Here is a 22415-nt window from a genome sequence, read left to right on the forward strand (position 1 = left end):
ATTATGCCGCAGGATTAGCTCTAAAAGATAATTACTCCAGCTTATGTTGTGGGCAAGCTAACGGCTTTTCTCCGCACAATAAAAACATAAGACAATGACAGGTTAAATTAATGGCAAGCGATCGAACTCTCTCTTCCCCACAACCCCCCGTCAGGCGCACCGCTTTTGAGGTGCTTGGTGCCATCAGCGTGGCGCATTTACTCAACGATATGATCCAGTCCCTGATTCTGGCGATTTATCCGCTGCTGCGTGAGGACTTTTCACTGAGTTTTGTTCAGATAGGCCTGATCACGCTGACGTATCAGATGACCGCCTCGCTGTTACAGCCGCTGATTGGTTACTATACCGATAAGCATCCTCAGCCTTGGTCACTGCCTGTCGGCATGGGGTTCACCCTGTGTGGTCTGGTTCTGCTGGCAATGGCCAGTAATTTCCCGATGATCCTGGTGGCGGCGGCGCTGGTGGGCACCGGATCCTCCGTGTTCCATCCTGAGTCATCGCGCGTGGCTCGCATGGCCTCCGGGGGGCGGCATGGCCTGGCACAGTCACTGTTCCAGGTCGGTGGTAATCTGGGCAGCTCGCTTGGCCCCCTGCTGGCAGCACTGATCATCGCGCCGTACGGTCGCGGTAATGTAGCCTGGTTCTCGCTGGCAGCACTGCTGGCCATTATTGTGCTGTTGCAGATCAGTCGCTGGTATCAGCATCAGAATCGCGTGACTAAAGGGCATACTGCTCCGGTGGTCAGCACGCTGCCGCGTCGCAAGGTGGCGTTTGCCATTACCATTCTGCTGGTACTGGTATTCTCGAAGTATTTCTATCTCACCAGCCTCAGCAGTTATTACACATTCTACCTGATGCATAAATTCGGGCTTTCCGTGCAGAATGCACAGCTGCACCTGTTTATGTTCCTGTTTGCCGTGGCGGCCGGTACCGTGGTGGGAGGCCCGATTGGCGACAAAATTGGCCGTAAGCGGGTTATTTGGGTGTCGATTCTGGGCGTTGCCCCCTTTACCCTGATGCTGCCCTGGGTCAACTTGTGGTGGACCGGTGCGCTGTCGGTGGTGATAGGCTTTATTCTGGCCTCAGCATTTTCCGCTATTCTGGTGTATGCCCAGGAGCTGATGCCCGGACGTATCGGTATGGTTTCCGGCCTGTTTTTCGGTTTCTCCTTCGGAATGGGTGGCCTGGGTGCCGCCGTGCTGGGGGTGGTGGCCGATCATCGTGGCATCGAGCTGGTCTATCAAATTTGTGCTTATCTTCCCCTTCTGGGCATTCTTACGGCTTTCCTGCCCGATAACCGCCCTAAATAGTCCCTTCCCGGTGCTAATCACTGTTTTTAGCACCGGTTCATCCTCCTGCAATGTCTGCCTTACACTCTGATAAGTGTATAAAATCGCACTCTCTGACAACTTTATCTCAATGAATCACTTTTTTTGCCGTTATTACTAATAATGACAAGCGTCATCCCGGAATATGCCATACACTAAAAACTTACAACTGGACACAATTACACTCTGAATGATTTGAGTTGCTCGATAACGGCAAACCTGCGGGTCTCCTGGAGCTACAGTCAGCGAAATGACCCGGTTGTCGCCAACGCCTCCGCAACTTGATGTATCAAGAGTATGCACACAAAGGAGACAGGCATGCATCACACCACACCGCTTATCACCACTATCGTAGGAGGCTTAGTTCTCGCCTTCCTCTTCGGTATGCTGGCCAATCGTCTGCGCATTTCTCCTCTTGTTGGTTATCTTTTGGCTGGCGTCCTTGCCGGACCCTTTACACCGGGCTTTGTGGCGGACACGAATCTGGCCCCGGAGCTGGCTGAACTGGGGGTGATCCTGCTGATGTTTGGCGTGGGTCTGCACTTCTCACTGAAAGACCTGATGGCGGTAAAGTCGATCGCCATCCCTGGTGCTGTTGCACAAATCGCCGCCGCCACGCTGTTAGGCATGGGGCTGTCGTGGGCGCTGGGATGGCCAATGATGACAGGTCTGGTGTTCGGGCTGTGCCTTTCCACCGCCAGCACCGTCGTGCTGCTGCGGGCGCTTGAAGAGCGGCAGCTGATTGACAGCCAGCGTGGACAGATTGCTATTGGCTGGCTGATTGTGGAAGACCTGATGATGGTACTGGCGCTGGTGCTGCTGCCTGCTCTCGCCGGACTGTTCGAAGAAGGAAATGCCAGCGTTACCACCATCATGATTGACCTGCTGATCACCATCGGCAAGGTGGTCGCCTTTATGGTACTGATGATGGTCGTCGGACGCCGCGTGGTACCGTGGATCCTCGCCCGCAGCGCGGCCACCGGTTCACGCGAGCTGTTTACTCTTTCAGTGCTGGCACTGGCGCTGGGCATTGCCTTTGGTGCCGTCGAATTCTTTGATGTTTCCTTTGCACTGGGTGCCTTCTTCGCCGGTATGGTGCTGAACGAATCTGAACTGAGCCATCGGGCGGCGCACGATACGCTGCCCCTGCGCGACGCCTTTGCCGTCCTGTTCTTCGTTTCCGTCGGCATGCTGTTTGATCCGATGATCCTGGTCCAGCAGCCGCTGGCCGTCCTGGGCGCGCTGGCGATTATCGTCTTCGGCAAATCCCTGGTCGCGCTGGCGCTGGTAATGCTGTTTGGCCACTCCAAACGCACCGCGCTGACCATCTCCGTCAGCCTGGCCCAAATCGGTGAGTTCGCCTTTATCCTTGCCGGACTGGGCATTTCGCTGAATATCTTACCGGAGAGCGGGCGTAACCTGGTGCTGGCAGGCGCTATCCTCTCGATCATGCTGAACCCGATCCTGTTCGCCATACTGGAGCGCTATCTGCAAAAAACAGAAACCATCGAAGAGCAGACGATGGAAGAAGCTATCGAAGAAGAGAAACAGATCCCGGTGGACCTGTGCAATCACGCCGTGATTGTTGGTTTTGGCCGCGTCGGCAGCCTGCTGGGCAGCCGCCTGATGGAAGCCGGTATTCCCATTGTGGTGGTGGAAAACAGCCGGCCGCGCGTTGAGGCGCTGCGTGAACAGGGGATCAAAGCCGTACTGGGCAATGCCGCACGCAGTGACACGATGGCACTCGCCCGTCTGGACTGTGCGCGCTGGCTGCTGCTGACGATCCCGAACGGTTATGAAGCCGGGGAAATTGTCACTGCCGCGCGGGAAACGCGCCCGAATATCGAGATTATCGCCCGCGCACATTATGATGATGAAGTGGATTACATCATGGAGCGCGGTGCAGACCGTGTGGTGATGGGCGAGCGGGAGATTGCTAACAGCATGCTGAATCTGCTGCTGCTGAGTCCGGTGGAAACCCCGGCCGAATGCCCGATTTGAACCCCGGTTGGGGCGACCTTTTCTCCGGTCGCCCCAACCCGGTGATGGGCACAATCCGTCATTCTGCCTCTTACCGCTCCCAGTAAGACTCTTCCAGGCTGTCTTCCCGCTCCGGTAACCCGCGCGTCAGACGCGGCGAATGCTGATTTAATACCTGATAGCTCACGCGATTAGCATATTTACATACCTGCGCCAGCGAGGAGTAGGTCAGATAATTGCGCGCATGCTTACTCGAGTTCGGCACATTGGAGCGGTGGAAGTTATTGGCCGTAATATCGTGCAGCAGCGCCGCCAGCGCGCCATCCCCTGCCCCATTTGTATTCATGATTTTCTCCGGGCCGCCCATATAGGGTGCGATATGGGAAAAAATACGCAGGGGCTGGGTGCAGTCCTGATGACGCATAGCACGGCTGAACTCGTACTGGTTGAACTCAGGGATCGCCCCCGGCAATAAAGGATGCTGCGTGGTGCGCTTGCCGGATTCCTCGGTAAAGGCAGCCATATACAGGCCATTGGGGCCGGCCGTACAAAGTACCAGGTCCACCCAGTCGAGGGCAATATTTGCCGCCTGCAGCGGGTCCTGCTCACCGGTCAGCTCAAACGCTTCATCTTCGTTCATCGCCACCACAGAGACGTGCTCGCGCAGGAAGTCACGCCAGAACTGCGGATTGTCTGCAATGACGTATTTGGTACCCAGCGTCAGCACCACCGGGACGTTATGCTTCTTCGCCCACTGGATAGCCTGCATGGTGGCCGCCGGCATCGGCTCGCCCGGCTTACAGCGCACCAGATACGAAGTCAGTACCAGCGCTGAGGCCCCGGCAATAACTTCTTCCGGAATACTCTGTGGATGCAACTGGTTCATCATCCCCGGACTGATAGCGAAGGTGCGCTCACCGTTATCGCCAATCAGGGTAAAACAGCGGCCTATGGCGCCGTCCACACCCTGCAGATAGTTCAGGTCGGTGCGGCTGGAGGTATTACACAGGTAACGGTATGCGTAGCCGCCAATCTGGACGTTATTGCACATCACGCCCAGCAGCACTGAACGGTCATCAGCCAGAACCGAATAATTGTGCAACGTATTGCCGATGGTACCTCCGGCAAACTGGTGGGTGATCAGATTATGGGCAACCAACTCAGCATAAAGCGCCTCGGCAACGTCATCTTCAATCACCAGCGAGTGGCCGAGACTCAGACCATAACGCGCCACAAAGTCGTCATCCACCTTTGCCTCAATGTCGACCAGGATCTGGTCGATACCGACAATCCAGCTGTTTGCAGCATCATTTTCCGGCTGAACCGGCTGCAGCAGGGGGTCACGGGCGCTGACGGGGAAATAGTGTTTGGATTTACGTTTACCGGGGAATTTCATAATTGCAGACTACAAGAGGGGGATCAGAGCGCAATCATAGCAACAATTGCGCTCTGTGACGATCATGGGACAACAGATGCCCCATGATTTTAGCGGTACTGGTTCACCAGCTCCTGCATCATCGCGACATGAGCGTCATCATCATTCAGCGCCGGGATGTACTCAAAACGCGTGCCGCCTGCATGCAGGAAGATTTCACGGTTCTCTCCATTGATCTCCTCCAGGGTTTCCAGGCAGTCAGAGGAAAAGCCCGGGCTCATAATCTGCACGTGCTTCACGCCTTTAGCAGGCAGTGATTTCATGGTTTCATCGGTATAAGGCATCAACCACGGCTCACGACCGAAGCGCGACTGGAAGGTCAGCATGGCTTCGCTGCTGCCCAGCCCCAGTGATGCGGTCAGCGCGTTAAAGGTGTCGTAGCAGCGCTGCGGATAGTCGTCGCCTTCATTGGCAAAACGCTGCGGGATACCGTGGAAAGAGGTGACCAGCAGGTCGGGCTTGCCATGCTGCGCAAAGGATCGCTCCACCGACGCTTTCAGCGCGGCAATGTAGGCCGGGTGCTCTGCATAGTCGCGGATAAAGTGCACAGAGGGCAGGCTGCGATAACCGGCAAAGACCTCGGTGATGCCGTCCCATACCGCGGCCACCGTCGAGCAGGAAAACTGCGGATAAAGCGGCAGCACAATCAACCGCGTTACGCCCTGCTGCATCAGGCTGTCGATGGCGCTTTTCAGGCTTGGATTACCGTAGCTCATCCCCAGCTCTACCGGCATATCCAGTCTGGCAGCCAGCGCATTGCGCTGACGCTTGCTGAAGACCAGTAGCGGAGAGCCATCATCCATCCATACGGAGGCGTACAGCTTCGCCACGCGAGGAGAGCGGATCGGAAGGATCCCAAGATTCAGGATTGGCCACCATAGCCAGCGCGGGGAATCGACCACGCGTTTATCGCTAAGGAACTGTTTAAGGTAACGTTTTACGGCAGGTGTCGTTGGGGCATCAGGTGTGCCTAAGTTAACCAGTAATACGCCAGGCTTATCTTGCCTCATTGTTATTCCTTTTTACGGCATCGTCGGGGGATGAAAACGAGACTTATTCTAGCGGAAAAAAGCGGGGGAAAAACCAATTGCTGCAATTGAGCCAGGGGGGAACCCTGGCTCAGCGGCATTAACCGAGGATTTTAGCCAGCTCGCCGCTGACTTCAGTCACTTTACGGGTGCCGTCAATTTTGTGGTACGCGGTGTTACCGGCGTCCGCTTCTTTGCTGTAGTAAGCAATCAGCGGTGCGGTCATCTCGTGGTATTCCACCAGACGTTTACGTACGGTCGCTTCCTGATCGTCTTTGCGGATGGTCAGTTCTTCACCGGTCACGTCATCTTTACCTTCCACTTTCGGTGGATTGTAGGTGACGTGGTACACACGACCGGATGGCGCATGAACCCGGCGGCCCACGATACGATCCACGATCAGTTCATCAGGTACGGCGAATTCCAGCACGTAGTCCACTTTAATGCCCGCTTCCTTCATGGCATCAGCCTGAGGAATGGTGCGTGGGAAACCGTCCAGCAGGAAACCATTACGGCAGTCTTCCTGAGCAATACGCTCTTTAACCAGCGCAATGACCAGCTCGTCGGTCACCAGTTTACCATCATCCATAATCTGTTTGGCTTTCTGACCCAGTTCCGAACCGGCTTTAACCGCGGCGCGTAACATGTCACCCGTGGAGATTTGCGGAATACCGTATTTCTCCATAATGAACTGAGCCTGAGTCCCTTTACCTGCACCCGGAGCTCCGAGCAGAATAATACGCATTGCGTAAATCCCCTTGCGAATCGCTTAATTGATCACTTTATCTGAGCGCAAGAACATACCATTTTGGCCCGCTATCCACAAGGAAGGGCGCGGTTAACCTGCATCCGCATAGCCTTGCAGCGCCCCCTGACGACGAACATAAAGGGACTGAGAAATTACCGCAATGATGATAACCGCACCGCCAATAACTGCATGAATTGTAGGCACTTCGTCCATAAAAAGGTACATCCACAAGGGGGCCAGGGCCGTTTCAAGCAGTAAAAACAGTCCGGCATTGGCCGGTGAGACAAAACGCGTGGATAAGGTGATTAAACCCATGGCCAGCGGCATAATCAGCGCCCCTTCCGCAATCACCCAGCCATATTGCGCGGCGGACAACACTTTCAGACTATCTGCCATATTGGCGCCGGGCCAGAGTACGATTAACACCGAGGCCAATACCGCCCCCAGTGAGGGTAATCCCGCTGTGCCGCCGCTGACACGGGAGGTAAAGATAAACGCCAGCGCCATCGATACGGCCGTGCCCAGCGCATAAACATTGGCAATACCACTATGGCCAAGGCCGCGCCCTGACATCACAATCACCACGCCAACGATCCCCGCCAGCGAGGCCAGCATCACGCCGCGGTCGATAGTCACTTTAAAGAACAGGCGGCTGATCATTGCGGAGATAAACGGCGTTGAAGAGATGATGACCAGAACGGTGGCAACGTTGCCCCGGTTCAGCGCGTTAACGAAGCAGGCGGAAGCGATGCAAAAAAACAGCACCGACAGGACGTTGTCTTTGGTCAGCCAGGGCATACCCAGCGTGGAGCGACTCTGTCGCCAGACAGCCCACATCAATAGACAGACGCCCCACATACAGAAGCCACGCAGCATCACGATCAGCCACGAGTTTTCGATCCCCATCATACGGATAAATACGGAGTCGGTGCTGAGGATCACCCCGCCCAGCAGGCCAATCATATTGCCATTCACAGCAAAGCGACTTTTCATTTTTCCTCCCACAGGGTGCAAAGCTTCTGTTCAACCTGCTGCGTCATGTCCACCGATTTACTGCCGTCGCCCCGCACCCAGCAAGAGATGCGCAGGGTGCTGGCATGCGGAAAATAGCAGGCTTCTGCCGCTTTCACCTGCTGCTGTAACCCCTCGCTAAGGGCCGGCACCGGAAAACAACTAAAGGGTAAATCTGCGGCACTGATGGAAGTAAAGTCCATGCCGGCGACATCCTTCAACGCTACCGCTCCGACCTTCGCCACGTTATAAGGCTGCCAGCCCGGACTACGCACGTTATCCAGCGCTTCTATCAGCGGTTTGGCCGATGACGTTGATTCTTCAAACAACCGCAGTTCACTACGCATCAGAGTACTGAAATCCTCCGGACGCAGGGCAATGACCGCCAGTCCGATGGTCAGCGAGGCATGTTTGTGCAGAGGAGCAACAAAGATGGAACTGTCAGCAATGAGTTCGCGATGGCGGTTAGTCGCAAAACTGTGGGAGGCATCGACAACCCCTTTGCCTTTGCTGTCTTTCAGGCTGTTGACTTCACCGGTATAGGGATTAACGTGGGTAATGATCGGCACGCTACCAGGCCCGGTATAATGGGAAGCCGGCGGACTGAAAAGCGCAGTGATCGGCTGATAATGCGCATGTTTTGCCAGACAGAGCGTGGTCTCCTGCTTATGAAAGAGGTGGGACAGGATCACCAGTCCGACGCGTACTGACTGGACGAAAAACAGATCGTACTCTTCCAGCTGGTAGATGCGGGTCAGTTCTTCCCGGAGTTCGTCTTTCAGCATAGCAACTCGCTTATAAAACCGATCGCCGTGGACCTGTTGTAACTGGGGGGAAAGTGAAGATGCGTCCATTAGTTGATCAACTCTTGCTGGTAAAGCAGTGGCATAACGTTATCGCGGAAGATCGAGCCGACCGCGATTTCACAAGGAGGCTGGCGGTAGTTCACCCACGCAATCTCTTCTATCTCGCTGCCGGCACGCGGCTGGCCGGCGATTTCTACATGGTAGACGTGGTTTTCAATGGCCATCGCTTCGAATTCCGCCTTGCCATGAAACAGGCCAAACGGTCGGAAGCTGTTAATCTGCACGCCCAGTTCCTCCTGTAGCTCACGCTTCAGGCAGCTCAGATGGTCTTCCCCCACCCGCGGCTTACCGCCTGGAGAAATGAAAATTCCGGTGCCGCGTTTGCGGGTCAGCAAGAGCGAACGCTGATAAATAATAATGGCTGCACATTTAACGATTATTTTCATCTCAGGCTCCGGGTGGCGTAACCCCCTGGTTACGCCACCTCTGACAGTCAGATTCAGGCTGCCGCGCTGGCTTTCAGCACAGGCGTCATCAGGGTCTCACCCGACAGGAAACGCACAATATTGTGCGCCAGCGGGGCTTTGTCATGCAGATAGGCGAGGATCACCTCATCGTTCGGCGTTGAGAAGCTGTCGGCAAAGATGCTGATGCCTTCCAGAGACTTGGTGGAGATCCCCAGTTGCAGAAGGCGGTACTTCACATCGTCTGCCGACTGGGCAAACTCATAAATGGGTGACTGATAATTGATATCGTATCGGGCCATCATCTCCATCAGAAACGTCTTGGCCACCTGACGCTGTTCCGGAAACTCCATCTGATAATGGGTGATGCCATCGTTGATGGTATTGATGTCGTTGCGGTGGCAGAAATCCACCAGATGGGCGTGGATCGCCAGTTTCTCTCCCAGCAGTACCAGGTTTTTGCGATATTTCAGAATGTCACTTTCCAGGTGCTCGATGGCGATGGAGCGAAAAGCGCCGCTGATATCGGCAATGGTATGGGCGACCACAAGGTCACCAAACCGGCTTTTCAGCTCATCAACACGATGAGATAAAATACCCCGGTGCAGTGAACATCCGCTGTTACCAGACCAGAGGTGCACGGGAATACCTTGTAACATCAGATAACATGCTGCCAGCGTGCTATCACGACCTCCGGTGAACATAACAAGCTGTGTTTTTACAGAATGCTGATTGGTCATTTTCCTTTCCTTCGCATAGATGTTGAATGTAATCGTCGGCTGACAAGGGGAAAATACGGCTGTGCAACGAGAGAAACCAGAAGGGGGTGTATGCTGGTGGCTGACAGGACACGACCCCGACCTGCCAGTCAGAGTAGGGAAATTACGCTGGACTTGAAAATGATAAAAACAGACACTCTCTGTTAGTTTTTCTAACAAGGTATGATTATGTCTGGCCTCCCTTCCCTGCGCGCGCTGCGTTATTTTCATCAGGCAGCGCTGCACCAAAGCTTCAGCCTGGCGGCACAGTCGCTGAGTGTTACGCACAGCGCCGTCAGTCATCAAATCAAGCAGTTAGAGGAGTGGCTGGGCAAGCCGCTGTTTTTACGCATCAACGGGCGCGTGCAGCTTACCCCCGACGGTGAACGCCTGAAGGTATGCTGTATGCAGACCTTCAGCGAGATTGAAGTGACCTGCGAAAAAATCCGTGCGAGCAACCTGCACAGTCTGAGCGTCTCCTGCGCCCCCAGCTTTCTGGCACAGTGGCTTATCCCGCGTATCAGCCGCTTTACCGAACGCCACAGTGAAATTGCCCTCACCTTTCAGACCCATGTCGATATAGAGCGAGTGCGCAGCGAGCATACGGATGTGCTGATCGTCAGCCATGAGCAGTCTGTACAGGAAGATATTGCCGCTACGCTGATTACCGTTGACTATATCGGCCCGGTCTGTGCCCCGAAGTTCAGCAACCGCTTTACCTATGAAACGGATTTTTCCACCCTGCCGCTGTTACATGCCGACACCAAGCTGCATGCGTGGGCGGAATGGGCAAAAAAAACCGGAGCAAAGGGGGACTTCTGGGCGGGTCGACATTTCGACAATCTGACGCTGGCCATACAGGCGGCCCGTAATGGGATGGGAATTATTATGACGCCGCAGATCCTGGTAAAAAAAGAGATCCGTGAGGGATCGCTGATCGCCCCGCTGGGGTTTGCTGAAGTGGATCGCGCGACATGGATGATGGTGAAAGCGGCACGTAAAGAGGAAACGGAGATTGAGCTTTTCAGACGCTGGCTGTTAGAAGAGGCATCGATTGCGGGATAATAACAGCACGGGGCCCCTTTTACGGTTGCCCCGTGCTGGCATGCTGCTCTCGTGGCGGGCGAACCGGAACAGACGGTTCGCCCTGCGGTGTTAACCCAGCAGCAGCTGGTTCATACGGCGAATAAACTGATTCGGGTCGTCCAGCGACCCTTTTTCTGCCAGCAGCGCCTGTTCGAGCAGCAGCTCGATCCATTCGGCGAAGCGGGCTTCGTCCTGGGTATCAGCGGCACGTTTCACCAGCGCATGGTCCGGGTTCAGTTCAAACAGGTATTTGACTTCAGGCACGTCCTGACCCGCCGCAGCAAACAGCTTCGCCATCTGGGTGGTCATTTCGTTCGCTTCGGTAGTGACAATTGCAGGCGTATCGGTCAGACGGTGCGTCAGACGCACTTCCTTGACGCGCTCACCCAATAGCGTTTTCACTCGCTCTACGAACGGCTCCAGCGCTTTTTCCGCTTCTTTCTGCTCTTCGGTTTCTTCATCCGCCAGTTTGCTCAACGCATCATCGGCTTTGCTGACAGACTGGAAGCTTTTCCCGTCAAATTCGGTCAGGTAGCTCATCATCCATTCGTCGATGCGGTCGGAGAGCAGCAGAACCTCGATACCTTTCTTACGGAACAGCTCCAGGTGCGGGCTGCTTTTCGCGGCGGCATAGCTGTCGGCCGTGATGTAGTAAATCTTCTCCTGACCTTCCACCATACGGCTGACATAGTCTTCCAGCGACACGGTTTGCGCCGGGCCTTCGCTGCTGGTGCTGGCGAAACGCAGCAGTTTTGCAATGGTTTCCGCGTTGCTGCTGTCTTCTGCCGGACCTTCTTTCAGGACCAGGCCAAACTGCTGCCAGAATGACTGATATTTTGCTTCGTCATCCTTAGCCACTTTTTCCAGCATCTGCAGGGAACGCTTAGTCAGCGCTCCACGCAGGCTTTGGGTAATACGGCTGTCCTGCAGGATCTCACGCGAAACGTTCAGCGGCAGATCGTTTGAATCGATCAGACCTTTTACGAAACGCAGGTAGTTCGGCATAAACTGTTCCGCGTCGTCCATGATGAACACCCGCTGTACGTACAGTTTCAGACCATGCTTGTGGTCACGATTCCACATATCCCACGGGGCCTGGGCCGGGATGTACAGCAGGCTGGTGTACTCCTGCTTACCTTCTACGCGGTTATGGCTCCACGTCAGCGGATCGGTAAAATCATGGGCAACGTGCTTGTAAAATTCTTTGTACTCGTCTTCGCTGATGTCAGACTTGTTGCGCGTCCACAGCGCCTGCGCTTTGTTGATCTTTTCCCACGTGGTGGTGTTGTCTTCTTCGTTGTGGGTTTCGATCTCTACCGGCAGCGCAATATGGTCAGAGTATTTACTGATGATGCTGCGCACGCGCCAGGCGTCGAGGAATTCGTCTTCGCCTTCGCGCAGATGCAGGGTAATTTCAGTGCCACGATCGGCTTTTTCAATATCGGCAATGGTGTATTCACCTTCACCGGCAGACTCCCAGAATACCCCCTCAGACGCCGCAGCGCCTGCAGCACGGGTGCGCACAGACACTTTATCCGCGACGATAAACGCCGAGTAGAAGCCCACACCGAACTGTCCAATCAGTTGGCTGTCTTTCGCCTGGTCGGAGCCCAGTGATTCCAGGAAAGATTTCGTCCCGGATTTGGCAATCGTCCCCAGGTTTTCTATCACTTCGTCACGACGCATCCCGATGCCGTTATCACTCAGGGTCAGGGTACGCTTTTCCTTGTCAACGGAAACCCGGACGCGAAGATCGCCGTCGCCTTCGTAAAGGTCCGGCGTGGATAACGCACGAAAGCGCAGCTTATCAGCAGCATCTGAGGCGTTAGAGATCAGCTCACGCAGGAAGATTTCTTTATTTGAATAGAGTGAGTGGATCATCAGGTGCAGAAGCTGTTTTACCTCTGACTGGAAGCCACGTGTCTCTTGTCCTTTCATGGTCATTGCTACCTCAACTAAAAACAGATGATGAACGTTGAGGTATTAAATGGGGGTAACAAAAAAGATTTCAAGACGGCACGAAGGGCTCGTGCCGCTGATTGTTCAGAATTTAAACTTTTGACGTCCGGCCAGCGAGTGCGACAGTGTGGTACCGTCCACCATTTCAAGTTCGCCCCCTACCGGCACACCGTGGGCAATGCGGCTGGCTTCAATGCCATACTGTTCACACAGGCTGGCAATATAGTTGGCGGTGGCCTCACCTTCTACGGTGGGATTAGTGGCGAGGATCACTTCGACAATCTTCTCTTTCTCGAGTCGCTGCTCCAGACGATCAAGGCCGATATCGTTTGGTCCAATGCCATCCAGCGGTGACAGATGCCCCATCAGCACGAAGTAACGGCCAGAAAATTGCCCGGTCTGTTCAACCGCATGGATATCTGCCGGACTTTCTACAACACAGATCAGCCCGTTCTCTTGACGTCGCGGATTGGCGCAGATAGTGCAAATGTCCTGCTCGGTAAAGGTACGGCAATCAGAGCAGTGCCCAATTTCCGACATCGCGCGCGTCAGTGCCTGCGCCAGGCGCATCCCGCCGCTGCGGTCACGCTGCAACAGCTGGAAGGCCATACGCTGCGCTGATTTTGGTCCAACGCCTGGCAGGCAGCGCAGAGATTCCATAAGGGCGGTAAGTAAAGGGCTGGTTTGCATTGCTCAGACTTCTGAAATAAGAGGGGGCTATAGCCTAACATCTGCCCTGCGGACGAGCATAGAAAAAGATATTCCCCGGACTTATCCGGGGAAGCATTAATCAGCGACGTTCAGAATCGAGCGTTTCATGGTGGCTGACCACGTCCTGGGCTTTTTGATAGCTTTCCGCCAGCAGCCCATATTCCGTAAAGACCGCAGGCCACAGTGCCGCCCAGTCCATCGCATCAGTGCGGTTCCAGCTACCCTGAATTTCGCCCGCGACGGCGGCCGTATCCAGTGGAACCACACCCGCCTGCACGACCCGTGCAAGGGTAATTTCCTGCGCCATCTTCGAGTAGGTCCCTGATGCGTCGATCACCGCGAAGACTTTAAAACCTTCGGCTACCGCGCTAATGGCCGGGAAAGCCATACAGACGCTGGTAACCGTACCAGCAATGATCAGGGTTTTTCGTCCCGTAGCTTTAACCGCAGCGACAAACTCAGCGTTATCCCATGCGTTGATCTCGCCCTTACGGGCAACGTACTGCGCATGAGGTGCATACTGATGGATCTCCGGGATCAGCGGACCATTTGGTCCCTGTGGCACGGAAGCCGTAGTAATTACCGGGATGTTAGCCATCGTTGCCATTTTGGCAAGCATCGTCACATGTCCACGCAATGTCGGCATCGGCATATCATGCACCAACTGAAACAAACCGCTTTGGTGGTCGATTAATAACATCACGGCGTCATCAACGTCGATCATCGGTTTTTGCCCATTAAAGTTTGCTGGCATCATCTTCGTGCTCCTGTTAATTAAAGCGTTCCGGCTATCCGCATGATAGCCGTTCTGTCTTACTGAATAGCGTCGCCAAAACGACCCTGATTAAAATCATCAATTGCCTGGCGAATGCCTTCATCCGTGTTCATCACAAACGGGCCATAACCGACCACAGGTTCATCAATGGGCTCGCCACTCAGCAACAGTACAACCGCATCGTTGTTTGCTTCTATTTGCACACTGTCACCTTTGGCATCCATCACCACTAGCTGGGCCTCACGGACCACCTCTTCACCGTTAACCTGTACCGTCCCTTTCAGCACCATCAGGGCGGTATTCCAACCTTCCGGTACGTCCAGGTGCGTTTGAGCATGCGCATTGAGCCGCACGTCCCAGATATGCATCGGTGTGAAGGTCTGGGCGGGGCCATTTTTTCCCGCCATTGACCCTGCTATCACGCGTACCTTTCCGGCATGGTCAGGTAAGGCCACCACAGGGATATCACTGTCTGTAATGGGCTGATAACGCGGCGCGGTCATCTTATCTTTTGCCGGTAAATTGACCCATAACTGCACCATTTCCAGCGTGCCACCCGCTGCGCTAAAGGCAGGCGAGTGGAACTCTTCATGCAAAATGCCACTGCCCGCAGTCATCCACTGCACATCGCCGGGGCCGATAACGCCACCCTTGCCCGTATTATCGCGGTGAGCTACTTCTCCCGCGTACACGATGGTGACGGTTTCAAAACCGCGATGTGGGTGTTGACCGACGCCACGCGGTGTTTTATGCCCGGCGCTGAACACTGCAGGTCCGGCATAATCCATCAGTAAAAATGGGCTAAGCTGACGAGCCATTGTTGAGTAGGAAAACATCGACCGCACCGGAAAACCGTCACCGACCCAATGAGAGGCAGGAGCAGAATGAACAGCGATAATAGATTTCATGATTTTTCTCCAGACGACCTGTTTCGATGTGAGTGATCTTATGCGCAAGACAAACAATCCGGTAGAGTGTCAATCTGGACTCAGCGTTCTATCAACAGGACAATACGTATGCAGGATTTAAATGACCTGTGGTATTTCGTACAGGTGGTGGATCATGGCGGTTTTTCCCCGGCAAGCCGTGCGATTGGCATACCGAAGTCGCGACTAAGCCGTCGCATTGCGCTGCTGGAAGAGGGGCTGGAGACACGCCTGTTACAGCGCTCAACGCGAAGTTTCACCGTGACGGAGGCCGGTCAGATTTATTACCGACACTGTAAGGCGATGATCATTGAAGCAGAAGCCGCCCAGGAAGCGATTGATACACTCCGGGTCGAGCCGCGAGGGCTTATCCGGCTGACCTGCCCTGTCGCACTGCTGCACGCCCATATCGGGCCGATGCTGGCGCGTTTTATGATGATGTACCCGCTGACCAGCGTTCAGCTTGAAGAGACGAACCGTCGTGTGGATGTGCTGAACGAAAACGTCGATTTGGCGATCCGTGTACGCCCTCTGCCGCTGGAAGATAGTGAGCTGGTGATGCGTAAACTGGGCACGCGCCCTATGTGCCTGGTCGCGAGCCCGGCATTGGTCAGACTGCACGGCATGCCCACTCTGCCCATGGACTTGCAGCAGTGGCCGAGCCTCGCCGTTGGCAGGCCCCAGCAAACGTACCGCTGGTTTTTATACGGGCCTAATCAGCAAGAGGTGACGCTGTTCCACCAGCCGCGGTTTGTCACCACCGATATGGCCTCATTGCGCACAGCCGCGCTGGCGGGAGTAGGTGTGGTGCAGTTACCGAGGTTAGTGTTAGAAGAACAGTTGGAAAACGGCAGTCTGGTTCCCCTGCTACCTGAATGGCATACCAGGCCCGAGAGTATTCATGTGGTGTTCCCCTCCCGGCGCGGTCAGTTACCGGCGGTAAGAGCACTGATTGATTTTCTGGCGGAAAATTATGCGGCAATGGTGGAATAGAAAAATTACCAGAGGCGACACAACGCATCGCCTCTGGTCTGCTATCAGAATGGCATCTTGAAGCCAGGTGGGAGCTGCATACCACTTGATACCGCAGCCATTTTCTCTTTCTGCGTTTCAGCCACACGGCGCGCTGCATCGTTGAAAGCCGCAGCCACCAGATCTTCCAGCATGTCTTTGTCATCTTCCAGCAGGCTTGGGTCGACTTCCACGCGACGGCAGTTATGCGCACCGTTGATGGTGACTTTAACCAGCCCGGCACCGGATTCACCGGTTACTTCCATCGCAGCAATCTCTTCCTGCACCTGGGCCATTTTGTCCTGCATTTGCTGGGCCTGTTTCATCAGGTTGCCCAATCCGGCTTTACCAAACATAAGTTCTCTCTCTTCAGCTCAGGCCGCATCAACGTAACTGCGATACGGCGGGTTAAACAGGTCGGATACTTTCTTCGTCCACGTCGGCATCGAAAAACCGACGCAGCGTCTGAATATGCGTATCTGAGATAATCGACTGACGCGCTTGCGCCAGTTTCTCTTCATAAATTTTTTGCCGCCATTCCAGCGGTGTCAGCACAGCAGGATTATCATCCTCCACCACACTTAATTCAATGGGGTGCCCGGCAGCCGCATTCAAGGCTTCCCCCAACGCTTTTTGCGCCGAAGGGGAATTGAGATGACGCTGGCTGGTGCGCAGATGGAGACAGATACCGTTCGCGGTCTGCTCCTTCCAGGCGTTTAGCGCCAGCTGCTGCACCAGTTTTGGCATCGTCAGCGCCGCGATTTCCGCAGCCCAGGGATCGCGCGCCTGCGACTCTGCCACCAGTTTGGCCATCAGCTCAGGGTTTTTCTCATGCTCTAAGGCCGTGCGAAGCGCTTTTGGCGTAGCCACCGGCGCAATTTTCACTTCAGCTGGGTTTTGCGCTTTCCAGCGATACGCCTCTTCCTTTACCGGGACGGCTTCGGCTGCGGCCTGTTGCAGGCGTTGCTGTCCACGTTCGGTCACTGCAGCAAGCCGTTCCAGGGCCGAACTCGCCGGCCGCGCACCCTGCGCTGCCGGCTCACTCTTTTTTGGCTTACTCGCCCCCTGATGGCGCATCAGTTGCGTTCGCGCCTGCAGGAGCTGACTGGTGGCACCGGATAACCCCTGAGGAGGGGGAGATTCCTGTGCCGGTGGCGGTGAGGATGCACTATGCGCTACCGGTGCGCTGTTCTGTGCTGGCGCGGCAGCCTCTGCCGGCGCCTGCAACGTCATGGTCGGACGTGCGACCGGATCGGCGATAACGGCTTTGGGATGAAAGGCCAGCGCGCGCAGCAGCGTCATTTCCACGCCCATGCGGCGGTCCGGTGCCAGCGGCAGTTCTTTCCGCCCCACCAGTAGCGTCTGGTAATAGAGCTGGACATCGGCTGGCGGCAATACCCGCGCCAGCTCACGCAAGCGCTGTTCGATAGCGGCCATATCGTCGCCCAAAGCAGAAGGCAGCAGTTGGATCATCGCCACACGGTGCAGCAACGTCAACATTTCCACCAGCAGTGCTTCCCACTCCACGCCGCGTGAGGCGGCCTGACTGAGCAGCGCCATCACCTGGTTACCATCGGCATGAACCAGTGCCTCAATCAATGCCAGCGGCTGTTCATCATCAAGCGTACCCAGCATATCGTTGACGGTGGCCGTCGTGACCTGCCCCTGTCCCATCGCGATCGCCTGATCGGCCAGGCTCAGGGCATCACGCATACTGCCATCCGCGGCACGGGCCAGCAGTTGCAGCGCGCGGCTCTCCGCGCCAATCTGTTCAGCCTGTAAGACATGTTCCAGCTGGCCGCGAATCTGTTCCTGATCAAGGGCTTTCAGATGGAACTGCAGACAACGCGATAAAATGGTGACCGGTAATTTTTGGGGGTCGGTGGTGGCAAGCAGAAATTTAACGTGCTCCGGGGGCTCTTCAAGCGTTTTTAACAGCGCATTAAAGCTGTGACGCGAGAGCATATGGACTTCATCGATAAGGTAAACCTTGAAACGACCGCGTGCCGGCGCGTACTGCACGTTATCCAGCAGGTCGCGCGTGTCTTCCACTTTGGTTCGGGAAGCCGCATCGATTTCTATCAGATCAACAAAGCGGCCCTGCTCAATTTCCCTGCAGTTGTCGCACTGCCCACAGGGGGTAGCGGTAATGCCAGTTTCACAGTTCAACCCCTTTGCCAGCAACCGGGCAATGGTGGTTTTCCCGACGCCACGTGTGCCGGAAAACAGATAGGCGTGATGGATGCGGCCAAGGGACAAACCGTTAGCCAGCGCGGTGAGAACATGTTGCTGACCGACGACATCAGTAAATGCTTGTGGACGCCACTTGCGGGCCAGTACCTGATAGCTCATTAAGACTTCATCATTGTTTTTTAATAGCTTATTAACCTAAACAGTGAGAAACCGCAGTTTAGCCTGTTGACGAGTATCGGCAAAATCAACCGTATCAACGGCAGTTAAGCAGATTTAGGAAGGGTACTATAACAGAAGGCCTTCTTACCGCCATGCTGAAGCATGCATTATTTTCCCGACCGGGTTCATCCCTTTTTCTTTTATAAGAGCAAAAAATCAGCACCCTACCCCGCCCTCCTTTTTGCAGACGTCTTTACCCGGTTTAAGTGAAATTCAAACGATAAAACAGGGAGTAAACACATCATCTCTGGGGCCAGGGGCGGGCGGTCGTGATGGAGAAAAGGATAAAAAGGGCTGCGTCGGCAGAGGCAGCGCTCAGGGTGCAACGGGGAGTCGTGGTCCGAAAATCAAAACTGATACCCTACCCCGACAGTAAATCCATTACTGGATGTTTTCTGCACGTGTCCGGCTTGATAACCGACATCCAGCACAACATTATCAATCAGGTTGAACTGCATCCCTGTGCCCCACGCAAAACGCGCATCGAACACTTTATAGTGGCCGGAACGATCGCCTGAAGGAGAATAATATTCGTTTTTGTTAGAACTGCTCTCCCAACCGGCCCCTGCCAGTAAATAGATACTGGCCCATGTGGCTACGCGATATGCTGGCCCCACCATAAGGGAATAGTAACGTACACGATGATGATCCTCCTCCGCTGTTTCATCAAAATGCTGAGACTGACTTCCCCGCGTGTTCATCCATGTCAGCGATGCCACAGCACTGAGAGGAAGTTCAGGAATTTCATAGTGATATTTAAAATTGAACCCTTTCATATCTTTAAAACGCTTCACGTGGCTTTGCGCATAACCCAGGGTAAAAGTGTGCTTTCCGCTGTCACTCCCGGCCTGATAGTGATAATCAGGGGGCACGCTGCTCTGGTCTGCGAGCGCCGCTTTGCTCCCTGCTATCAGGGAAAATGCAATCAATGTAGTGGCGACTGTCTTCATCCCGATTGTCCTTAATCGCTATTTCAGTGTGCTGCATGACGGTATTTAACGGGTCAGTTTAATGAGAGGGATAGAGACATCGCTGCTTTTTGTGCCGAAGCGTGAAGGAAGGCATTTTAGGCAGTAGAGGGAGGACGGGGGAAATAATGGCAGGGGCAGATCGGTCTGCCCCCAAAACCTTAGTGACCGGGGAAGTTCACCAGGCTGTAACTTTCGATACCCAGCGCTTCCAGGCGAGATTCCCCCGTCAGATCGAACAGGTTAATGATGAAAGCGGCATGTTGAACACTGCCACCCGCACGGCGGATCAGTTTCACGGTCGCTTCGATGGTCCCGCCCGTGGCCAGCAGATCATCGATCACCAGCACCACGTCGCCGGGCTGAATCGCATCACAGTGCAGTTCCAGCGTATCGGTGCCGTACTCCAGCTCGTAGGTTTCCGCAAAGGTTTTACGCGGCAGCTTGCCCGGTTTACGTACCGGAACAAACCCCACACCCAGCCCAAGTGCCACGGGTGCACCAAACAGGAAACCACGCGCTTCGGTGCCCACCACTTTGGTGATGCCAGCGTCACGATAGCGTTCAACCAACAGTTCAATGCTCAGTGCAAACGCCTTCGGATCTTCCAGCAGGCTGGTGACATCACGAAAGAGAATGCCCGGTTTAGGATAATCCGGGATGCTTTTGATACTGTTTTTAATCAATTCAAGCTGCTGCGCAGTCGCGGTCATAATGTTATGCCTGGTAAATACAAATCTGACTCGCGCAGCTTCATTTCACGCGACGGCCATATTACCGGGTGAAATTCAGACGTTGAGGGGAAGCCGCGCACGAAAACGACCAAATCTATGCAAAGCGCCGGACAATTGCAACCGCGTTTAGCAAAATCACGGTTTTTCTTGCCCTTCATCAACCACCGGCAAACGGATCATAAAGATCAGCAGGCAGCCGAGGATAACCAGCAGCAGCAGGCGTACCCAAAGGATCTTGACCATCCACAGCGAAAACGCAAATGTCACAAGAATAAACAGGATCGCCCTGCCCTTCGCCCCTGGCGGCATTGCCCGGTGCTGCTGCCAGTGACGCAGATAGCGTCCGAAGATGGAACGATGCAGCAGCCAGTGGTGAAAGCGCGGCGACGAACGGGCAAAACACCAGGCAGCCAGCAAGAGAAAAGGCGTCGTGGGTAGTAGCGGCAGCACCACGCCCAGTGTGGCCAGCACCACGGCAATCCAGCCTAAAACAATAAGTATGTAACGTTGCATGGCTCGCCCGGTAAAATGCCTCAGAATCAGGGTATCATAGCGCGCATTTCTGCCCGGGAGAACAAGATGAAAAGCGCAGGTTTACTGCAACAACTCGATATCCAGCTGGAACAGCTTGCGCAGGCCGTGGAGCCCCATGCCAACAAGCGAACCGCACAGGCGCGCTTCGACAGGCAGCTGTTTCATTGCCATACCACCCGACTCGGTGATTACCTGCTGGAAGTGCGTCAGACATTTGAGCAGCTTAAGCAAAGCGTGAAGGATAATCGTACCGAGCGCGTGGCGTGGATGGCCGAGCGCGTGGTATTGCAAATGAGTGCGCTGCAGCGCGAGCTGGCGACGCAAAAGCTGCGCAACAATGAACCCCGCACCGTGCCGGTGAAAGAAAATTTGTACGAAAAACTGGCCGAGCATCAGGATTTCGAACGGCGCTTACGCGCGATGATCGGCGACCGTGAGAGCCTGCTGTCAGCACAGGAGACCCTGGCTCAGCAGCAGCAATTGCAGAGAGAAATCGCCGCGCTTGAAGGCAGATTGCAGCGCTGTCTGCAGGCACTAAAACGGATTGAGCGCGGCATCGAAAATCGTGAGCGCCAGGGCTAGTCCCTGCTGCCCTTATGCCGGACGGAGGGGCTATACTCTTATCATCCCTTTTTTCAGTGGAGCAATGCGATGGGCCTGATCTCCTGGCTGGTTATCGGTTTAATGGTGGGCTTTGTCTTCCGCTATTTCTTCCCTGGCCGTCCGGGCGGTGGCGTGCCAACACTGGTGCTGGCCGCTGTGGGTGCGCTGATTGGCGGCTATATCAGTACCTATATCAATTACGGTACGCTGTCCACGCTTGATCCCCGCGCCCTGCTGATTGCACTGGCAGGTGCGCTGATAATGATCGCGGTAATCAAAATTTTACGAATCTGACCACGCATTGCGTGCTGGAAAAATACAGGAGCGTTTATGTCGCTGGAAACCGCGCCGGAAGAAGTGAAGCTTGCCGTCGACTTAATTATGCTGTTGGAAGAACATCAGATTGCACCAGAAACCGTGCTGGCGGCGCTGGCGATCGTACAGCGGGATTTCGAAAAGAAAGTGGAGACACCGTCCTGAGTGCGACGTTAAGACGGCTTACGCAGCGTCGGACAGAAAGCCAGCATCTCAATCAGGGTCGTCACCAGCTGTGGCGCATCAGCGGCCAGATCAAAGCTTTCTGGCATAAATAACCAGTTTTCCATGATGCCACTGATATAACCGCGCATCACAATAGCCGCGCGTCGCGTGTCCAGATTTTCGGGGAGTTGTTTTGCATCAATACACTGAGCCAGCACTTCTTCTATCTTTTCGTAACATTCGAGATAGAGATTTTGTTGCATCAGCTGTAAGGTGGTCATTTCACCAACAAACTCACATTTGTGGTAAATAATTTCCATAAGTGCACGTCTTCTTGGATCCCTGGCTGTCGCGTCAAGGACATACAGCACCATAGCACGCATCACAGAAAGTGGATCAGAAGGATATTTTGATTGATACTCAAGCTCCAGGTCCGCCATTCCGGATTCGGACTGCGCCCAAATTTCATTGAGTAAATCGGTTTTATTTTTGAAATGCCAGTAGATTGCACCCCGCGTCACGCCAGCACTTGAGGCAATATCAGCCAGTGACGTTTTAGAAACGCCATATTCAGAAAATCGCTCGATAGCTGCATCGATGATGTGATTGCGCGTTGCCTGCGCCTGTTGTTTGGTATTTCGTGCCATGAGGGTGTTAT

The 22415-nt window shown here is 54.6% G+C and carries 24 protein-coding genes and 1 other annotated feature; of the genes, 7 read left to right on the forward strand and 17 right to left on the reverse strand.

Going from position 1 to position 22415, the window contains the following annotated elements; translation table 11 throughout:
- The first annotated feature begins 110 nt into the window (after positions 1 to 110).
- Complete coding sequence (locus K6L24_RS16040) at positions 111 to 1310, forward strand: MFS transporter (RefSeq protein WP_191930988.1); 1200 nt, start codon at positions 111 to 113, stop codon at positions 1308 to 1310.
- Between the two features lie 336 nt (positions 1311 to 1646).
- A complete protein-coding gene (gene ybaL, locus K6L24_RS16045) occupies positions 1647 to 3329 on the forward strand; it encodes a YbaL family putative K(+) efflux transporter (protein ID WP_062745066.1) in 1683 nt (560 codons plus the stop codon).
- Between the two features lie 70 nt (positions 3330 to 3399).
- On the opposite strand, the gene K6L24_RS16050 is transcribed toward ybaL, so the two are convergent.
- The 7 genes from K6L24_RS16050 to K6L24_RS16080 all read right to left on the reverse strand — a co-directional run bounded on the left by K6L24_RS16050 (position 3400) and on the right by K6L24_RS16080 (position 9540).
- Complete coding sequence (locus K6L24_RS16050; protein WP_062745064.1) at positions 3400 to 4704, reverse strand: inosine/guanosine kinase; 1305 nt, start codon at positions 4702 to 4704, stop codon at positions 3400 to 3402.
- Between the two features lie 89 nt (positions 4705 to 4793).
- Positions 4794 to 5753 carry a ferrochelatase gene (hemH, locus tag K6L24_RS16055; RefSeq protein ID WP_062745061.1) on the reverse strand — a complete coding sequence of 320 codons (960 nt, stop codon included), beginning with the start codon at positions 5751 to 5753 and terminating at the stop codon, positions 4794 to 4796.
- A 118-nt stretch (positions 5754 to 5871) separates the two neighbouring features.
- Positions 5872 to 6516, reverse strand: a complete 645-nt coding sequence (gene adk / locus K6L24_RS16060) for an adenylate kinase (RefSeq protein WP_062745057.1) — start codon at positions 6514 to 6516, stop codon at positions 5872 to 5874.
- 93 nt (positions 6517 to 6609) lie between these two features.
- Complete coding sequence (locus K6L24_RS16065; protein ID WP_137268731.1) at positions 6610 to 7512, reverse strand: DMT family transporter; 903 nt, start codon at positions 7510 to 7512, stop codon at positions 6610 to 6612.
- Positions 7509 to 8384, reverse strand: coding sequence for a DUF6024 family protein (locus K6L24_RS16070; RefSeq protein WP_062745053.1), 876 nt, complete (start codon positions 8382 to 8384; stop codon positions 7509 to 7511). The genes K6L24_RS16065 and K6L24_RS16070 overlap by 4 nt, the downstream gene beginning before the upstream one ends.
- A complete protein-coding gene (locus K6L24_RS16075) occupies positions 8384 to 8782 on the reverse strand; it encodes an NUDIX hydrolase (protein WP_062745050.1) in 399 nt (132 codons plus the stop codon). The genes K6L24_RS16070 and K6L24_RS16075 overlap by 1 nt, the downstream gene beginning before the upstream one ends.
- 53 nt (positions 8783 to 8835) lie before the next feature.
- Positions 8836 to 9540 carry a hypothetical protein gene (locus tag K6L24_RS16080; RefSeq protein WP_062745046.1) on the reverse strand — a complete coding sequence of 235 codons (705 nt, stop codon included), beginning with the start codon at positions 9538 to 9540 and terminating at the stop codon, positions 8836 to 8838.
- Positions 9541 to 9747: 207 nt separating this feature from the next.
- On the opposite strand from K6L24_RS16080, the gene K6L24_RS16085 reads away from it, so the two are divergent.
- Entirely contained in the window at positions 9748 to 10623 is an 876-nt protein-coding gene (locus tag K6L24_RS16085) for a LysR substrate-binding domain-containing protein (protein WP_062745043.1), read from the forward strand.
- A gap of 90 nt (positions 10624 to 10713) precedes the next feature.
- Here the strand turns inward: K6L24_RS16085 and htpG are convergent, their stop codons facing one another.
- The 4 genes from htpG to K6L24_RS16105 all read right to left on the reverse strand — a co-directional run bounded on the left by htpG (position 10714) and on the right by K6L24_RS16105 (position 14997).
- Positions 10714 to 12588: a molecular chaperone HtpG gene (htpG, locus tag K6L24_RS16090; RefSeq protein WP_062745041.1), complete on the reverse strand. Its 1875-nt coding sequence runs from the start codon at positions 12586 to 12588 to the stop codon at positions 10714 to 10716.
- A gap of 99 nt (positions 12589 to 12687) precedes the next feature.
- Positions 12688 to 13293 carry a recombination mediator RecR gene (recR, locus tag K6L24_RS16095; protein WP_062745039.1) on the reverse strand — a complete coding sequence of 202 codons (606 nt, stop codon included), beginning with the start codon at positions 13291 to 13293 and terminating at the stop codon, positions 12688 to 12690.
- Positions 13294 to 13393: 100 nt separating this feature from the next.
- Positions 13394 to 14071, reverse strand: a complete 678-nt coding sequence (locus K6L24_RS16100) for an isochorismatase family protein (protein ID WP_191927269.1) — start codon at positions 14069 to 14071, stop codon at positions 13394 to 13396.
- Between the two features lie 56 nt (positions 14072 to 14127).
- Positions 14128 to 14997, reverse strand: a complete 870-nt coding sequence (locus K6L24_RS16105; RefSeq protein ID WP_062745033.1) for a pirin family protein — start codon at positions 14995 to 14997, stop codon at positions 14128 to 14130.
- 108 nt (positions 14998 to 15105) lie between these two features.
- Here K6L24_RS16105 and K6L24_RS16110 point away from each other — a divergent pair, with 108 nt between their 5' ends.
- Positions 15106 to 16008 carry a LysR family transcriptional regulator gene (locus K6L24_RS16110; protein ID WP_118664519.1) on the forward strand — a complete coding sequence of 301 codons (903 nt, stop codon included), beginning with the start codon at positions 15106 to 15108 and terminating at the stop codon, positions 16006 to 16008.
- Positions 16009 to 16052: 44 nt separating this feature from the next.
- Here the strand turns inward: K6L24_RS16110 and K6L24_RS16115 are convergent, their stop codons facing one another.
- From K6L24_RS16115 to K6L24_RS16135, 5 genes are all read right to left on the reverse strand, one after another.
- The gene (locus tag K6L24_RS16115; protein WP_017799391.1) at positions 16053 to 16382 is read right to left on the reverse strand and encodes a YbaB/EbfC family nucleoid-associated protein; all 330 of its coding nucleotides are present in this window, start codon (positions 16380 to 16382) and stop codon (positions 16053 to 16055) included.
- A gap of 52 nt (positions 16383 to 16434) precedes the next feature.
- Positions 16435 to 18378 carry a DNA polymerase III subunit gamma/tau gene (gene dnaX / locus K6L24_RS16120; protein ID WP_062745029.1) on the reverse strand — a complete coding sequence of 648 codons (1944 nt, stop codon included), beginning with the start codon at positions 18376 to 18378 and terminating at the stop codon, positions 16435 to 16437.
- Positions 17035 to 17096 (reverse strand) — a sequence feature (DnaX frameshifting element). Its footprint overlaps the gene before it by 62 nt.
- Before the next feature lie 407 nt (positions 18379 to 18785).
- A complete protein-coding gene (locus K6L24_RS16125) occupies positions 18786 to 19388 on the reverse strand; it encodes an Ail/Lom family outer membrane beta-barrel protein (RefSeq protein WP_118664520.1) in 603 nt (200 codons plus the stop codon).
- 179 nt (positions 19389 to 19567) lie between these two features.
- On the reverse strand, positions 19568 to 20119 hold the full coding sequence (apt, locus tag K6L24_RS16130; protein ID WP_118664521.1) for an adenine phosphoribosyltransferase: 552 nt from the start codon (positions 20117 to 20119) through the stop codon (positions 19568 to 19570).
- A 156-nt stretch (positions 20120 to 20275) separates the two neighbouring features.
- A complete protein-coding gene (locus K6L24_RS16135) occupies positions 20276 to 20653 on the reverse strand; it encodes a DUF454 family protein (RefSeq protein WP_062745023.1) in 378 nt (125 codons plus the stop codon).
- A 66-nt stretch (positions 20654 to 20719) separates the two neighbouring features.
- On the opposite strand from K6L24_RS16135, the gene priC reads away from it, so the two are divergent.
- The 3 genes from priC (at position 20720) to rsmS (ending at position 21757) form a co-directional block, all read left to right on the forward strand.
- Entirely contained in the window at positions 20720 to 21256 is a 537-nt protein-coding gene (gene priC, locus K6L24_RS16140) for a primosomal replication protein PriC (RefSeq protein WP_118664522.1), read from the forward strand.
- Positions 21257 to 21325: 69 nt separating this feature from the next.
- Positions 21326 to 21571, forward strand: a complete 246-nt coding sequence (locus tag K6L24_RS16145; protein WP_062745019.1) for a GlsB/YeaQ/YmgE family stress response membrane protein — start codon at positions 21326 to 21328, stop codon at positions 21569 to 21571.
- A 36-nt stretch (positions 21572 to 21607) separates the two neighbouring features.
- The gene (gene rsmS, locus K6L24_RS16150; protein WP_072277442.1) at positions 21608 to 21757 is read left to right on the forward strand and encodes a pleiotropic regulatory protein RsmS; all 150 of its coding nucleotides are present in this window, start codon (positions 21608 to 21610) and stop codon (positions 21755 to 21757) included.
- Positions 21758 to 21765: 8 nt separating this feature from the next.
- On the opposite strand, the gene acrR is transcribed toward rsmS, so the two are convergent.
- The gene (gene acrR, locus K6L24_RS16155) at positions 21766 to 22404 is read right to left on the reverse strand and encodes a multidrug efflux transporter transcriptional repressor AcrR (RefSeq protein ID WP_062745016.1); all 639 of its coding nucleotides are present in this window, start codon (positions 22402 to 22404) and stop codon (positions 21766 to 21768) included.
- Positions 22405 to 22415: the final 11 nt, after the last annotated feature.

Source organism: Erwinia persicina, assembly GCF_019844095.1.
Taxonomy (GTDB): Bacteria; Pseudomonadota; Gammaproteobacteria; order Enterobacterales; family Enterobacteriaceae; genus Erwinia; species Erwinia persicina.

Excerpts from the sequence above, each read along its gene's own strand:
- K6L24_RS16040 (WP_191930988.1), top strand. The coding sequence starts at position 111 with ATGGCAAGCGATCGAACTCTCTCTTCCCCACAACCCCCCGTCAGGCGC.
- ybaL (WP_062745066.1), top strand. The coding sequence starts at position 1,647 with ATGCATCACACCACACCGCTTATCACCACTATCGTAGGAGGCTTAGTT.
- K6L24_RS16050 (WP_062745064.1), bottom strand. The coding sequence starts at position 4,704 with ATGAAATTCCCCGGTAAACGTAAATCCAAACACTATTTCCCCGTCAGC.
- hemH (WP_062745061.1), bottom strand. The coding sequence starts at position 5,753 with ATGAGGCAAGATAAGCCTGGCGTATTACTGGTTAACTTAGGCACACCT.
- adk (WP_062745057.1), bottom strand. The coding sequence starts at position 6,516 with ATGCGTATTATTCTGCTCGGAGCTCCGGGTGCAGGTAAAGGGACTCAG.
- K6L24_RS16065 (WP_137268731.1), bottom strand. The coding sequence starts at position 7,512 with ATGAAAAGTCGCTTTGCTGTGAATGGCAATATGATTGGCCTGCTGGGC.
- K6L24_RS16070 (WP_062745053.1), bottom strand. The coding sequence starts at position 8,384 with ATGGACGCATCTTCACTTTCCCCCCAGTTACAACAGGTCCACGGCGAT.
- K6L24_RS16075 (WP_062745050.1), bottom strand. The coding sequence starts at position 8,782 with ATGAAAATAATCGTTAAATGTGCAGCCATTATTATTTATCAGCGTTCG.
- K6L24_RS16080 (WP_062745046.1), bottom strand. The coding sequence starts at position 9,540 with ATGACCAATCAGCATTCTGTAAAAACACAGCTTGTTATGTTCACCGGA.
- K6L24_RS16085 (WP_062745043.1), top strand. The coding sequence starts at position 9,748 with ATGTCTGGCCTCCCTTCCCTGCGCGCGCTGCGTTATTTTCATCAGGCA.
- htpG (WP_062745041.1), bottom strand. The coding sequence starts at position 12,588 with ATGACCATGAAAGGACAAGAGACACGTGGCTTCCAGTCAGAGGTAAAA.
- recR (WP_062745039.1), bottom strand. The coding sequence starts at position 13,293 with ATGCAAACCAGCCCTTTACTTACCGCCCTTATGGAATCTCTGCGCTGC.
- K6L24_RS16100 (WP_191927269.1), bottom strand. The coding sequence starts at position 14,071 with ATGATGCCAGCAAACTTTAATGGGCAAAAACCGATGATCGACGTTGAT.
- K6L24_RS16105 (WP_062745033.1), bottom strand. The coding sequence starts at position 14,997 with ATGAAATCTATTATCGCTGTTCATTCTGCTCCTGCCTCTCATTGGGTC.
- K6L24_RS16110 (WP_118664519.1), top strand. The coding sequence starts at position 15,106 with ATGCAGGATTTAAATGACCTGTGGTATTTCGTACAGGTGGTGGATCAT.
- K6L24_RS16115 (WP_017799391.1), bottom strand. The coding sequence starts at position 16,382 with ATGTTTGGTAAAGCCGGATTGGGCAACCTGATGAAACAGGCCCAGCAA.
- dnaX (WP_062745029.1), bottom strand. The coding sequence starts at position 18,378 with ATGAGCTATCAGGTACTGGCCCGCAAGTGGCGTCCACAAGCATTTACT.
- K6L24_RS16125 (WP_118664520.1), bottom strand. The coding sequence starts at position 19,388 with ATGAAGACAGTCGCCACTACATTGATTGCATTTTCCCTGATAGCAGGG.
- apt (WP_118664521.1), bottom strand. The coding sequence starts at position 20,119 with ATGACCGCGACTGCGCAGCAGCTTGAATTGATTAAAAACAGTATCAAA.
- K6L24_RS16135 (WP_062745023.1), bottom strand. The coding sequence starts at position 20,653 with ATGCAACGTTACATACTTATTGTTTTAGGCTGGATTGCCGTGGTGCTG.
- priC (WP_118664522.1), top strand. The coding sequence starts at position 20,720 with ATGAAAAGCGCAGGTTTACTGCAACAACTCGATATCCAGCTGGAACAG.
- K6L24_RS16145 (WP_062745019.1), top strand. The coding sequence starts at position 21,326 with ATGGGCCTGATCTCCTGGCTGGTTATCGGTTTAATGGTGGGCTTTGTC.
- rsmS (WP_072277442.1), top strand. The coding sequence starts at position 21,608 with ATGTCGCTGGAAACCGCGCCGGAAGAAGTGAAGCTTGCCGTCGACTTA.
- acrR (WP_062745016.1), bottom strand. The coding sequence starts at position 22,404 with ATGGCACGAAATACCAAACAACAGGCGCAGGCAACGCGCAATCACATC.